This is a genomic window from Neobacillus niacini NBRC 15566 (genome assembly GCF_001591505.1).
In the GTDB taxonomy this organism is placed as follows: Bacteria; Bacillota; Bacilli; order Bacillales; family Cytobacillaceae; genus Neobacillus; species Neobacillus niacini.
In genome coordinates, this window is sequence record NZ_BCVA01000012.1 from 1 (window position 1) to 14,093 (window position 14,093).

The 14,093-nt window shown below is 37.6% G+C and carries 14 protein-coding genes and 3 pseudogenes; 14 read left to right on the forward strand and 3 right to left on the reverse strand.

Annotation, left to right across the window (positions count from 1 at the left end; genetic code table 11):
- Positions 1-170 (forward strand): M20/M25/M40 family metallo-hydrolase (locus BANA01_RS29115; RefSeq protein WP_157411771.1); only part of this gene is annotated, 170 nt, incomplete at its 5' end.
- Between the two features lie 232 nt (positions 171-402).
- Here the strand turns inward: BANA01_RS29115 and BANA01_RS11805 are convergent.
- Entirely contained in the window at positions 403-1,791 is a 1,389-nt protein-coding gene (locus BANA01_RS11805; protein ID WP_063253276.1) for a M28 family peptidase, read from the reverse strand.
- 331 nt (positions 1,792-2,122) lie between these two features.
- On the opposite strand from BANA01_RS11805, the pseudogene BANA01_RS11810 reads away from it, so the two are divergent.
- Positions 2,123-2,773 (forward strand): annotated as a pseudogene (locus BANA01_RS11810) (RCC1 domain-containing protein); the annotation flags it as partial.
- Between the two features lie 366 nt (positions 2,774-3,139).
- Positions 3,140-3,412, forward strand: coding sequence for a DUF2277 domain-containing protein (locus BANA01_RS11815; RefSeq protein ID WP_034674426.1), 273 nt, complete (start codon positions 3,140-3,142; stop codon positions 3,410-3,412).
- A gap of 499 nt (positions 3,413-3,911) precedes the next feature.
- On the opposite strand, the pseudogene BANA01_RS11820 reads toward BANA01_RS11815, so the two are convergent.
- A pseudogene (locus BANA01_RS11820) lies at positions 3,912-4,310 on the reverse strand (YkvA family protein).
- Between the two features lie 222 nt (positions 4,311-4,532).
- Here BANA01_RS11820 and BANA01_RS11825 point away from each other — a divergent pair.
- The 7 genes and pseudogenes from BANA01_RS11825 to BANA01_RS11855 all read left to right on the forward strand — a co-directional run.
- A pseudogene (locus tag BANA01_RS11825) lies at positions 4,533-4,924 on the forward strand (MATE family efflux transporter); the annotation flags it as partial.
- A gap of 255 nt (positions 4,925-5,179) precedes the next feature.
- Positions 5,180-5,509, forward strand: coding sequence for an MATE family efflux transporter (locus tag BANA01_RS30345; protein WP_268875076.1), 330 nt, complete (start codon positions 5,180-5,182; stop codon positions 5,507-5,509).
- Positions 5,488-5,772, forward strand: a complete 285-nt coding sequence (locus tag BANA01_RS11835; protein WP_034674418.1) for a hypothetical protein — start codon at positions 5,488-5,490, stop codon at positions 5,770-5,772. The genes BANA01_RS30345 and BANA01_RS11835 overlap by 22 nt, the downstream gene beginning before the upstream one ends.
- A 207-nt stretch (positions 5,773-5,979) precedes the next feature.
- Positions 5,980-6,336 carry an MmcQ/YjbR family DNA-binding protein gene (locus BANA01_RS11840; RefSeq protein ID WP_063253278.1) on the forward strand — a complete coding sequence of 119 codons (357 nt, stop codon included), beginning with the start codon at positions 5,980-5,982 and terminating at the stop codon, positions 6,334-6,336.
- Positions 6,337-6,686: 350 nt separating this feature from the next.
- Complete coding sequence (locus BANA01_RS11845) at positions 6,687-6,875, forward strand: hypothetical protein (RefSeq protein WP_063253279.1); 189 nt, start codon at positions 6,687-6,689, stop codon at positions 6,873-6,875.
- Between the two features lie 268 nt (positions 6,876-7,143).
- Complete coding sequence (locus BANA01_RS11850) at positions 7,144-7,524, forward strand: hypothetical protein (RefSeq protein ID WP_063253280.1); 381 nt, start codon at positions 7,144-7,146, stop codon at positions 7,522-7,524.
- 264 nt (positions 7,525-7,788) lie between these two features.
- The gene (locus BANA01_RS11855) at positions 7,789-7,992 is read left to right on the forward strand and encodes a hypothetical protein (protein WP_034674410.1); all 204 of its coding nucleotides are present in this window, start codon (positions 7,789-7,791) and stop codon (positions 7,990-7,992) included.
- Between the two features lie 273 nt (positions 7,993-8,265).
- Here BANA01_RS11855 and BANA01_RS11860 read toward each other — a convergent pair whose 3' ends face one another.
- Positions 8,266-9,330, reverse strand: a complete 1,065-nt coding sequence (locus BANA01_RS11860) for a YeiH family protein (protein WP_034674412.1) — start codon at positions 9,328-9,330, stop codon at positions 8,266-8,268.
- Between the two features lie 132 nt (positions 9,331-9,462).
- Between BANA01_RS11860 and BANA01_RS11865 the strand changes: the two genes are divergently transcribed.
- From BANA01_RS11865 to BANA01_RS11880, 4 genes are all read left to right on the forward strand, one after another.
- On the forward strand, positions 9,463-10,365 hold the full coding sequence (locus BANA01_RS11865; RefSeq protein ID WP_034674404.1) for a LysR family transcriptional regulator: 903 nt from the start codon (positions 9,463-9,465) through the stop codon (positions 10,363-10,365).
- A gap of 102 nt (positions 10,366-10,467) precedes the next feature.
- Positions 10,468-11,412, forward strand: a complete 945-nt coding sequence (locus BANA01_RS11870) for an aldo/keto reductase family protein (protein ID WP_034674406.1) — start codon at positions 10,468-10,470, stop codon at positions 11,410-11,412.
- A 453-nt stretch (positions 11,413-11,865) separates the two neighbouring features.
- Complete coding sequence (locus tag BANA01_RS11875) at positions 11,866-12,441, forward strand: hypothetical protein (RefSeq protein WP_034674408.1); 576 nt, start codon at positions 11,866-11,868, stop codon at positions 12,439-12,441.
- A gap of 565 nt (positions 12,442-13,006) precedes the next feature.
- A complete protein-coding gene (locus BANA01_RS11880) occupies positions 13,007-13,876 on the forward strand; it encodes a hypothetical protein (protein WP_174524420.1) in 870 nt (289 codons plus the stop codon).
- Positions 13,877-14,093 lie beyond the last annotated feature (217 nt).

Consider the following 14,093-nt stretch of genomic DNA (forward strand, 5'->3'; position numbering starts at 1 on the left):
GGGGTTCGATTCCGATTGTTTCGGATTTCAACCATATCCTAAATTCTCCTGTTGTTTTAATGGGATTCGGGTTGCCAGATGAAAATCTCCATGCTCCGAATGAGCATTTTAACTTAGAAAACTTTGATAAGGGGATCTTAACGATTTGTTCGTTTTTAGATTTAATCTGAAAAGTTAGGTGGAGGAGGGACCTCACAGCATAACGGGTTTCGTGACCTACCGAAAATTAAAAATGTTACGTATTGTTTTAAATCTTAATCATCGTTACCAGTAGGGATTAAAACAGATGACCCCGGTTCAATGTTGAAAACCGAGGTCGTCTGTTAGCAGCATAGGTTCTTTTTTAAAACTGTCCATTTTAAGGGGAACAGTTCAAAACTCTGCGGCGATTTTTCTTATTTTTTACTTATTTAGGGCAGGTACATCTTTTCTTACGGTTGAAAACAGTCCAGCACCGATAATATCTAATGCTGACTTCATTCTTTCTGCCGAAATATTATCAGCAATGGTATCTTGTGGAGTATGGTATACTTTCTCAATATGGTAAACAAGTGGGCTCCAACTGTCGACACCCATCCAAATAAATAAGGCAGCAGGTATACCGGCGTTATGGAAAGGTACATGGTCACTTGAGCCAAATGTGCCTGGCAGGATATCAGAATTAGCTAAACGGGCTCCAGCAGCAATAGTTGAGTCAGTAACCAAATTGGTACTGCCATTTGGTGTCATCGCATAAAGGTTTTTCGCCTTATCATAATTGGTAGCTACCATATCAGGAACAAATACAGCTTCAATGCTATCTCTCTGTTTCTGTGTCAATTGATCTACATAATATCGCGATCCAAGTAATCCACGCTCTTCAGAACCAAAAGCGATAAATTTCAACTCTTTTTCTGTGTTGTACCCTTTATAAACCCTTGCAATCTCAAGCATTAATCCTACACCAGAGGCGTTGTCATTTGCACCAAATGCGCCGACGACGCTATCATGATGGGCTCCAAGGATTACTTGTTTTGTATTTGTAGTCTTCGTTTTAGGAGCCTTTGTGGCTATTACGTTTAATGATTGAAGGTTGGAATACCGTTGCGCAGTAAGGCTGATTTCAACCGGTCCTTTGGCGGCCTGTTCCTTTAGCCATTCACCTTGGATAAAGGCTGCACCATATACCGGAACATCATATTTTGTTGCTAAACTTGGATTAAAGGTTTGGCCATAGTTACCACGACTACCGACAAGGCTTTGCAAAATAACGCCTTTAGCCCCTGCTTTAACAGCATTGTCCACCTGCGTCCGATAACCGGCAGTAGTACTCGCACGAGGCATAACAATAATTTTTCCTTCACTTTCGGCTGGGAGATCGCTTAGGTCCGTTCCTCCATCAACATATATAACCTGACCTTTTACAGCCTCAGTACTTAAATTACCATTTGGCGCAGCAGCCATTTCCCATGTAGTTCCATCAGCAAAGGCAACATTAGCAATATACTGATCAGCAACAGGAAAATACTGATATTCTACATCGTATCCATATCCCTTTAAGGTTTTTGCAATATAATCTGCAGATTGTTTTTCTGCTTCAAGGCCCCCAGGACGTGTCCCTATTTCTTCAGATAAATATCGGACGTGTTCAATTGCCCTATTGGCATCGACTCTTGCCACTACCTTTTGATCATGTGCATAAGAAGATTTTCCGTTTGTGTTTTCTGCGGATGCATACCCAACTGACCCAAATGCGATGGATACTGCTAAGAGTGAAGCAAATACCTTTGATCCTTTTCTTTTAACTACCATAACCATCCTCCTAAAAGTTATTGTTTGCCGTTCTACTATAGCTGCAGTTCAAATTATGTATCTAGCAAACTAGCATGTGCCCAAGACACAATTACATTAAATGATAGGATAATATTGGAAATAATAGAAGTTAGGAAACTACTAATATTTAGACAGGTTTCGACGTAAAAATATATTATTTCTGGAAATTCAGGTAAGAAAGTCCTGTAATATGGTAAATTAATACGAAATACATTTATATAGTTTGAACACATAAAAAAGCAGGTTAGTATATCAAGTAGAAATGATAAATAATAAAAATGGGTCTTGTTTTCTAGGAGGTAAAACAAACATGGATGATATTTCACCAAATGAATCAGCATTAAAGGTGAAACAGTGGGCTAAAAATACCATAGCAGCGGGTCGCCGTCATTCAGTTGGTCTTAAATTTAATGGAACGGTGATGGCTGTTGGGGATAATAACTATGGACAATGTAATGTAAGTAATTGGTTTGATATTGTGGCGGTAGCTGCTGGTAATGTTCATAGGGCGACAAACACAGGGAATTCTCATACCATCGGGCTTAAATCTGACGGTACTGTGGTAGCAGCAGGTTGGAATAAGCATAACCAATGCGATGTAAACCACTGGTGCGATATTGTAGCGGTAGCAGCGGGCTGGCGTCGTACCATTGGTCTTAAATCGGATGGTTCGGTGGTTGCTGTGGGTCAAAATAAGGTAGGACAATGCGATGTGAGTAGCTGGCGTGGGATTGTGGCAGTCGCTGCGGGCAGTAAACATACCGTTGGACTTAAATCTGACGGAACCGTTGTGGCTGTGGGCTGGAATGAGTATGGCCAATGCAATGTAAGTGACTGGTGCGATATTGTAGAAGTTGCGGCGGGGTGCACTCATACACTTGGACTTAAATCTGACGGTACGGTGGTGGTCGTAGGTAGTAACGAATATGGACAATGCGACGTAAGTGGGTGGTGCGATATCCAAATCCTCGGAGATTAGTTTTTTGGTATAATGGATACATTTCCCACAACTAATAATAGTTCCTTATTCAAATAAATGGTGCGATCCTTCCATAAAGAAGGATCGCATTTCTTATTAGAGTAACGGGTTCAGGTAAGTGAAAGAAGGTAATGTTAAAGACAATGGAGAATAAATACCCTAGCAATTATTTAATAGTAGGTGTTAGATAGGAATTGGACTTTTCCCTCAATGGTAATTCTAATAATAGAAAAGAGCCATTGTTTTGATCAATTTTTGTTCGAAAAGATGAATTTTTATATTCCTTAAATTTAATCATTCTTTTTTCAAAACCAACAATTATGAAAACAAAAGGAGTAAGAGTAAGTTATGTGCAGAAACATTCGAACATTATTTAATTTCGACCCACCAGCTACCGAAGAAGAGATTCATGCAGCATCTCTTCAGTACGTCAGAAAGATAACGGGTTTTAACAAGCCCTCAAAGGTGAATGAGGAGGCGTTTATACGTGCAGTCAATGAGATTGCAACGGTTTCTAGAGAACTATTAAACACACTGGAAACGAGTACAGAGCCACGGAATCGGGAGGTCGAAGCTGAGCGTGCTCGTACTAGAGCAGCTAAAAGGTATGGAACAAATTAGAGGACTAAAAATAGAAAAAAGTATTTGATAGGATAGACACTTTAACCAGTGATTAAATCACTAAAAAATAGTAGCTTGTAACGACAAGGAGTTGAGATGATGAAATTACTACTTACATCTGCAGGCATCAATAACAAAAGCATGCATGACTTGACTTGGTCTCCGCTTCAACCAGTATCAACAGATGAAGTGCTGGACATTGCTTGATAACTTTGGCTCAAACAATCAGTAGAAGTGTTCTAATATAAGGTAAATGCAAAGGAAGACGTTAAACTGGTGTGCATCCAATTTAATGAAGTAGAAAGATATGCCTAACGGAGTCAGACAATACTGGTTCCGTTAGTTTTTTTTGTAAAATCACCAGAACCACTCTTGTTTCCACATACACTCTGGATATGTGGAGTGTGGAAACACTTGGTTTTAATACATAGTTGGCTTGGTCAATAAAAACCCTTACTGGAACTTGAGAAGCATATCCCTAAATGTTATTTAATAACTATTAATGAAATATACCAAATAATAATTTACCAACCCAAAACACAAGTAAAATCCAAATTAGAATGAAAAGTACTGCAACAAACCAGTTTTTTGGTTTACCCTTTTTCCTAATTTCTTCAGCCTTTTCTCTGTTTTCATCAATAATGTAAGGTGGTATTAATTATAGTGCCAGAGAAATGCCCAGCGGAACAATAATTAAGTCGTCGAGATAACCCAATACAGGAATGAAGTCAGGAATCAGATCGATTGGACTAAAAGCATAAGCAACAACACAAATAGCAACCAATTTAGCGTACCAAGGCACTCTATTATCTTTGTATGATAAATATAGAACAAATAAATTTTGTTTTAATTTTTTTGCGTAGCTTTTTAATTTTGTTAAAGTATTTTCTTGTTCCATCTAACTCCCCCTTATTATTAATGATTATAAAGTAAAGCAGGAGAGAGTTGAAAGTGTTTGTTCAACGATCGGAGCAATTCAGCGAACAAAAAAATTATTTTGATAAGATAAAACCTAGTAAAGGAATAAAGAAAGTAGAGATGCTTATTGCAATTTCCGATTAGAGCCAAAAAAGTTTTTAAAATAGCCTTGCCAGCAATCGGGGAATTTTACTTGCAGAGTTTGCTTGAGGTAATTGATTCCTTTTTTATTGCCAAATTAGGGTTGCTAGCTATTAATTCCGTTGGTGTAACCAACATTTATTCCATGACCTATATTGGCGTTTTTATGGCTGTCTCTGCCACACTTTCTGTCTTTTTATCAAGAGCATTTGGAGCAAAGGACACAAGGAGAAGCAAGTCTGTTATTTTTCATGGTCTTTTTCTTTCTGTTCTTCTGGGTTTGGTTTTCTCTTTTTTTCCGTTGTTTTTGCTGCAACCTTATTAGACTGGACTGGTGCCAATACACCGTTAAAAGAGAGTGCGTCAGTTTATTTTAAAGTGGTTCTTGGATTAACCCCTTTCATTGCCTTATTTACGGCTCAATCTGCGTCGTTTCGTGCCATAGGGGATACAAGGACCCCTTTAAAGGTTGGCATAGAAATGAATATCGTCCATGTTATACTCGATTACCTGTTGATTTTCGGAATCGGTTCATTACATGGACTAGGGTTAACTGGGGCAGCGATTGCCATGATTTTAGCAAGAATTTATGGGTTTGTTCGACTCTTGATAATATCCCAACGTATACCTTCCATTGCGTTAAAATTAAGTGATCTCAGACTTGTATGGGGGTTAGCTTTGAGTATGATTAAGTTTGCGATACCTGCCATGGTAGAAAGGCTGTCGATGAGATTGGGGCAAGTCATATATTTTGGCTTAATTGTTCGCATGGGAACAGAAGTCTATGCCACTCATAACATTGCTGGGAATTTAACCACATTCTCTTCGACAATAGGCGGAGGATTTGCTGTGGCAGCCAGTTCTTTAATTGGTCAAGCAATCGGAGAAAAGAATCAAACCGATGTGCAGGAATATCGTAAATGGAGCTATATCCAATCTGCCATTTCCATGACCTTAGTTACGGCATTTCTTGCCTTGGGTATAAAATATTTACGACTGATAAAACAGTTCTTCATTTGTTATTTATCATCTTATTAATCGATACGGTTTCTCAGCCGTTCTTAGCCTCCGTTACCATCGACACTTCTGTGGTCCAAGCTGGCGGGAACAGTAAATTCCCGATGATTGTCACATTCGTTGGAATATGGGTAATCCGAACATTAGGCGTATATATCTTTGCATGGAAACTTGGATTTGGATTACCAGCCGTATGGACTGCCATCGCAGCCGATAATGCACTTAGAGCAGGATTATTTGTATGGTATCGCAAACAGAAAAAAGTAATCAGAGATTTGGCTTAATGTATATTAAAAAATCAACTAAGAGAAAGTTTGTGAAAAAAGGTACTCAAACAAACGGGTAGCAATAGTTAAAGATGATGATCACTGGAGCGGTCATTTTTCTTGTTGAACTAACGGGGCAGGTAAGTGCAATAAAGGGTCCAAGGGTTATAATTAAGGAGGCAGCTTTATTAAAAAACTAGCAAGGTGTTAGAGAAGAGGTTAACAATGAAAAATAGAGAGGAAGCTATCGGTTACTGTATGGGGATGGGGAATACATATGAAGATTATCCATTTCGGGATAAGAATTGGACGTTAATTCGACATATAGATAACAAGAAAGTATTTGCGTGGATATTTGAAAAAGATGGACATATTTGGATTAATGTGAAATGTGAACTCGGTTTTTTGGATTATTGGCGTCAGATTTACAATTCGGTAGTTCCGGCATTTCATCTTAATAAGGACTACTGGAATTCGATAATTCTTGACGGTACTGTTCCAAAGGAAGAAATTTACGAAATGATAAAACAAAGCTATATGTTAACTAAAAAAAGTAATAGTAAAGTTAATTTCAAAAAGTGAAGGCATTGATTCAGCAGGAGGGATTAATGCCTTTATCTGTGGAACTTACTATGATTATGAAATAATCTACTTAAAGTAAAGGTGCAGTTTAGTTGAGGAAGGATAATACGAGTAGAATGGAGAATTTACAGCTATAAGTGGCTAAGGGAGCAATTTATTTAAAGCGGGAAGCAAAAATGAAACATGTTTTTTTTGGAATATTGGTGATAATGGTTATCCTTAGGAATGTATTTCTTGACTACCAATGCTTAGTTTCTTTAAGTAACGGAGCAGGTTAGTTCAAGAAAAAAACACAAAAAATACCAAAATCGAGGACTGAATATGTTAAAATTTAGTAAAGGGGTGGTTGAATGAAAGATGAAAATAAACCTTTTAATGATGTAATAGACCATTTTAACAAGATTGAAGGAAATGCTGCCAATCTTGCCAAAACTGATTTGAAAAAGTTGCCAAAACCATTAAAATACTTTGGATACTTTATGATTGTTTTCATTTTATTATCCATTCTGTTAATGATTTTTTTAAATTTATTAAATTAACTTATACTGATTTTTATAGCCCAGCTGCCATTCTAGGTGGCTTTTTCTTATTAAGTTAACGAAGCAGTTTAGTTCAACAAGAATACCTAGCCGATGTTTTTTGCTCTGTTTGAGAATAATGGTGATTTTTGATAACTCTTCGAAATCTTACTTTCAGTTACCTGTCAGATGGTAAGAGATATAGGAATAGTATATTACTGGATTAATAAAATTGAAACAGGAAGAAAAATGAGGTGATATTATTTTAGAAAAACTCAGGAAAATTAATTTGAAAACTGCTGTATTTATGGGAATTATTTTTTACTCTTTGACTATCTTAATCCACTTTCTTATTATAAGCAAAAGTATTCCATTCACATGGGTTAATGGTGGAAGGTCTGAATCATTTGCTGAACAGCTATCAATATCTGTTATAAATATCGTTATTTCTATTATTGGAGTAGTTTTTACGTTGATTGTTGGTAGAATTAAACTATATAAATACAAAAGAGGAATAGCCGTTATATGTTGGTTTTTTGTTGTACTTTGGTCTTTTGGATTTATACAACAATTGTTTGGAACACCTTTTGAAAAAATGGTTTGTTCGTTAGTATTGCTTATTGGAGTTATCTCAAACTTGCGTATGGCGATTGAAAAAAAAGAGATGTAACTATTTAATTAATAAGTTTGTAAACAATTACACTTAAACTAAAGGGTGCTTTAGGTGAATAAGATTATCTTTAGGACCTTAATGGGTCCTTTTTATTGGTGTGCCAGGCATGGCAACTATCTAGGTGGTGTAAGTCTACTGTGGGGGTACACATCGTCCAACCACTAAGGAAGCGTGGAATAAAATCTTGGCTCGACGAACTGAAATCTGATACGAAGGCTCTACAAAGGGACAAGGCTCCCAGACAACTTTAGAATTTCAAATATGAAAAACGCGATGAATGAGATAGATAAGAAGCTTTGCTCCAGAATTAGAGTTATTATCTGGAAACAATGGAAGGTATCGAAGAAACAAACCAAATCGCTTGTTCAATTAGGAATTCCTGAGGAAGAGGCGAAAGGATTCACTTTCTGTAGAAGAGGTTACCGGTTCATCGGATTATCGAAGGTCTTTCAAAGAGCAATCTAGAACAAAAGACTAAAGCAGAGGGGACTTACCTCTGCTTTAAAACATTATCTAAAAGTACACACTGTAATATAAATTGAACCGCCGTATACAGAACCGTATGTACGGTGTTGTGAGAGGGGCGAAAATAATTAACTTATTTTCCCTCTACTCGATTGAGAGCGCTAAGTAAAAATGTTGTCATTATGGTATATGATATTCAATTTGTTGAGCGGGAAATTCATCATCCATAGTAACTTAAATGAAGATGCACATTGCACTTTCATTTTTCACTCATTACGCAATAAAATAGGAAACAATGGAAAGGATGATGGATGTAATCAGCATAGCTATCAGCGGCCGTCCTGCTTTGGTCCGGAGATCGCGAAGGCTGACATTTAAACCAAGACCGACCATGGCGGAAGTTAAGATAAAGGTGGTTGCAGTGGAAATCCCATCCATGGCCACTTTTGAAACAGGGATGGACTTGCCAAGGATATAGCTTCCGAACAAACTCATCAAAATAAAGCCGATGAGAAACCAAGGGAATTCAATAGTAGTGTCTGCTGTCTTTCCTGAACTACGTTTTTTCACCCAATACATTAGAATAAAACACAAGGGAACAAGTAGGAGTACACGACCTAATTTGGCCAGCAGGGCAATGGCCAGGCCATCTGGACCTGCGGGTGCCCCTGCTAAGGCAACATGAGCGATTTCGTGAAGGCTGATTCCGCTCCAGATTCCGTATTCAATCGCCGATAACGGTAGAAATGGTCTTAAGATGGTGTAGGTTATCGAAAAAATCGTCCCCACCAGTGCAATAATTCCTATACTGATGGCTGTATCTTCATGTCTTGCCTTGATAATCGGAGAAACGGCTGCAATCGCTGCAGCTCCGCAAACGCCGGTACCAACACCAAGCATGAGTACAAGGGAGGATTCCGCTTTCAGTAATTTTCCTAGCCATACTGTAAACAATATCGCAAAAGCAATGACACCGATATCACGTGCAATCAACCCTATCCCTTGATGAAGCACCACGTCAATGTTTAACTTTAACCCGTATAAAATAATTGCAAATCGTAAAAAGTGTTTGGCGGAGTATTGAATTCCTGCGCGAATCTTTTCCGGATAACCGAAAAATTGCCGGTAAATAACCGCAATCACAATTGCACAGGCGAGCGGTCCTACACGATCAAATCCAGAGACTTTCGCTAGGGCAAAACCGAACACTGCAATGACACTGGTAAAAGCGATTCCTCCTAGCAACAATAAAGGAGCAGCAGGTTTTGGTTCAGATTTTTTTTGCAGTTGTGGGTCCTGTTTGCTTAAAGGTAAAACTCTAGCACTTTGACTTTCCATTCTCATCACCTAAATCTATTCATTTTATAATTTAATACTACTTTCAATTAGTATATAAGGGAAATAATTATATATAATAGTTATGATAAGTAAAATCATATACATTGATTAGTTTGAATAAGGGGGCAGAAGATGGACCAACAGTTAGAAGTGTTTATTAAAGTGGTGGAGAAGGAGAATTTTTCAAAAGCAGCAGAGGAGCTGCATATGACCCAGCCTGCGGTTAGCCAGTATATCAGACTGTTAGAACAATCCATTGGCACAAGGCTCCTGGAAAGGAATAATAAGTATGTCCGCCTAAATAAGGCGGGGGAGATTGTTTTTCACCATGCAAAGGAAATTAGTGCACTTTATACCAAAATGCAGACATTGGTCGATGACCTGACAAATAAGGCAGGCGGGACCATTGCGATTGGGGCTAGCTACACGTTTGGCGAGTATATCCTGCCGCATATAATTGCCAAAATGAAGGAGCAATTTCCTCTTATTCATCCGTCAATCAGGATTCAAAATACAAAGGAGATCATTGACCTAGTAAAAAAACATCAGTTAGACATTGGCATCATTGAAGGATTTTATGAAAATGCTGCACTTCATTCCAAAGTGGTTTCTAAGGATAAAATGGTTATTGTGGCCTCACCTCTTCATCCTCTTCTGAGTGTAAAGAGGGAAATAAGTATATCTGATTTGGCGGAAGAAACATGGATTCTAAGGGAAGAGGGCTCTGGTACAAGGGAAGCGGCTGAAAATCTGTTTCGGAGATATGATTTCACCCCGAAAAACGTCATGGAATTCGGCAGCACCCAAGTGATCAAGGAATCGGTTGAAGCAGGTCTAGGCATAAGTTTGTTATCCAGTTGGGCAATTAAGAAGGAGCTGGCAAACGGTTATATTGGCATCATTCACGTAAATGGACTCCCTTTTAAACGCAATTTTTCCATCCTAACCCCTGCTACCTATCAAACAAAGGCATTACAGACATTTATAGAAATACTATTAACATACTTAAGCGACCCGAGAAAGAATAGATTTTAGAGATACATGTCCTGCAGTATTTCATAATTGTAAAAATAGTCCAAATTTTATATAGTGTTATCTGAAGGTCGTTTTCTAATTTTTCTGGGAGGTTTGATGTCGATGAAATACAGACGTTTAGGGAATAGCGGGTTAAAGGTAAGTGAAATAAGTTTAGGAAGCTGGTTAACCTACGGAAAAACGGTTGAAGATAACACGGCTGAGAAAACCATACATAAAGCCTATGAACTAGGGATTAACTTCTTTGATTCTGCCAATGTTTACGAGCGTGGTGAAGGTGAACGCGTGATGGCTGGAGCTTTAAAGGAATATCCACGTGAATCCTATGTCATTACGACAAAAGCGTTCTGGCCAATGGGTGAAGGACCGAATGACCGCGGATTATCGAGGAAGCATGTGATTGAACAAGCCAATGCGAGCTTGAAGCGAATGAACTTAGATTATGTGGATATTTTCTACTGTCACCGCTATGATCCAGAAACGCCAGTGGAGGAAACATTGAGAGCCATTGATGATTTAATTCGTCAAGGGAAGATTCTTTATGCGGGTGTAAGTGAATGGAGTGCGGCTCAGATTGAAGAGGCCGTCTCTGTGGCGGATAAATTCCTTTTAGATCGAATTGTCGTAAACCAGCCTGTATATAACATGTTAAACCGTTATATTGAAAAGGAAGTGATTCCGGTGAGTTCAAAGCATGGGATCGGACAGGTGGTCTTTTCTCCTCTTGCTCAGGGGATTTTAACAGGAAAATATAAAGGAAATTCCATTCCAGAAGATAGTCGTGCCTCCAATGCAGAAATCAACAACTTCATGAAGGGGATGTTGAATGAGACTACCTTTAAGAAGGTAGAGCAGTTAGAGAAGATTGCCAAAGAATTAGAAATCACGCTGCCTAGCCTTGCGTTAGCCTGGATTTTACGTCAGCCAAATGTTTCAAGCGCTTTATTTGGAGCAAGCAGACCAAGCCAAGTAGAAGAAAATGTCAAAGCCGTTGAAATTGAACTACCGAGTGAGGTTATTGAAAAAATTGAGGGAATCCTGTCATAGATACCATTTTAGAATGACCGTTGAAAAATAAGTTAAGAAGAAAATAACATAACAGTAATAATAGAGTGCTAAATCTTTAAAGGTTTTAGCACTCTATTTTTGTTGTTTTTTACAATAATCCCTGCATTGTATTGGAACCGGCTCAGCTAAAAGACCTGTTACGACAAATATCAATTCGCTTATAGGACTTTTTAATTAAAAACCGTGAAAGATGAGGATTTTTGAAAGAATAAGGAGGACTTTAAAAATGAATAAAGAAATATATTATATACAAAGCACGATTCATTGGACCATATAAGTTATTTTGACAGTTTACGAGAAGTACTGCGCTATAACAAAGAAAATGAGTAGATCACCCTGGTTACTTTTCCATATTGAAATTAGCTGTAAATAGATTAAGATTAAGCCATTTTATTCAGCAAATTAAACTAGGTATGAAAGAAGGGATTCGATATGATTGAAAATTTCTTTGCTGACTATAAAAAATTTGTTGTAATACCAGAAGATGAAAGCCAAGTTAATAATGAAGTATTTGATCCCAAAAAGTATGCAGGATATTATATACTAACACTTTCCATTTTTGATTCTCGTTTATCAACTTGGAGAGATGCGAGTAAATTTGAGATTGATATTGAAAAAAGTATCAAAACCGTTCTAAGAAATATTAATCAAATGCAGCGTGAGAAGTACCATTTTCAATTACTAGAAATAGATAAATTTAAAAATTATTTTATCTTGGCTCTTTCTACTAAAACTAGATTTAATCCAGGGGAAGAAGATGACCGTATAGCATATGTTATTGATAGAATTCTAACGAATCCTTTTTATGTAGGGCAAAATTGGTTTAAGTTAATTGGTGAAAAAGGAAGAGTGGCCCGTAAACTCTTTTGCTACTCCTTTAAGGAATATATAGCGGCGGACTTAAACCAGTCGAAAAGGGAAGACAAATATGAAAACATCAGTGAATTAATCCCAAAAAATGGAGAGATTAAGCTGATTAAAAGTGCTCAGAAAATGGAAGTTCTTTAAATAGGTAACTGTTGCGTAGTCCTTAGCGTGTCAGTAGGGCTATTGGCGACATTTTTTTAAAAAGTAGAAACCGATATAGGAGAAAACTTCATGAATACGAAAAGAAGGAGGCCCGAAAATTTGGTCTCCTTCTTTTTCTTTCAGTGAACACTAAATCACTGCCTTATTAAGGGGCAGAATTATTATTTCAGGTCATTTCGATGTGTTATAAAACTAAAAGCATGAAGCAAGCCATGCATTTAAAGACCAAAAAAACTGACACCGACCAAGTTATAATTACACCGCGAAGCGATGAAATATATGGATTTTGATGTATTCGGGATTCGACCGGAGCGATTTAACCAAATTCAATTGAAAATCCACCCAAAATGCAAAAAACGCCTTCAAAAATCATTTTTGAAGGCGTTTTTTGACGTTTCGTCCTAAAAATGCCCTTAAAAGTAGAATAGGGCAGTTCGATTTACTCAGCCAATCTCGTTACTGTAGAAGTGCCGGCTGTGAGCATTCACGTAAAGATCTCACGAAGGGAAAACGTAAAACTTGGGATGAGAGGAAGTTATTTATCGTGAGTATAAAATCGGGTAATACAGAAGAATTTAAGCAGTTTTCGCAATTTAGTTCCCTTCAGGAATTTAATCAACATTCGGAAAAATGGTTATTAGAACATAAGCATGATTTTACCAAAGGGGAGCTGGTCGGATTAAAAAGGCTCGTGCGATTTGCAGCCAAGGTTCCCGGCGTATGCAATGCCAAAATCGGAACCATCTTAAAATCCATTCACGCACAATACGATGATAATGGGATATCAAGGTCTACCTTTAAACGAATGATTTTGAAAGCAAAGGAATTCGGGATCATCACCGTCTTTGAAACAGAAAGGAAAAACGGTTCGCAGTCTAGCAATTTATATCAGTTTAATCGTTTTCCATCGAATGAACTACCCAAAGAGGAAAAAATGAACCACCAATATAAAACTAGTAAGCTTTTAAAAACAAATAATCAAAAGATAAATAAACGTTACGCAGAACCGTCAACATTAGATTATTCCTATGTAAGCAACAGAGTACCACAACCTTTTGTCCACCTGGTAAAATGCTTTTTCAGCGATGCAAAAACCATTGAAGAATATTGGCATATGGTGCAAATAACTGCTTTTCGCTTTGAGTGTACGAATGACACAGAAGATATACTAGACATCTCCATCCAGGCCTTTAGACAACTGATAGGTAAAATAAAAAGGACCCATCTTGTAAAAAATCCGATCGCCTACTATTATGGCATTTTAAAGAACAATTTCATGACATTCTATTTAGAAAAGGTATCTGCAGTGGGGACTACAACCCTTATATCCCATTCTTTTATTGATGGCATGGATCCCAACTGGGATTGGTTGCAGCCAATTGCCTCGGAGGACATGGAAGGAAGCAATTCATAAAAAAATGTAGCATCATTGTCAAAATTCACTCGGAGTATGACGACCGCTCATCACTTTTTTGAGTTTTTAATAGTTTAGAAGTATTCTAACAGACTAACGAACTGGGAGCAGTGGGGACGTCTAGTTGCTTACTTTTTGGTAATTTGATAACAAGGCGGTAGAGTCCTAATATTGAAACTTTTACCAACTTTTATCGTATAAATAGTTGGATGAGACA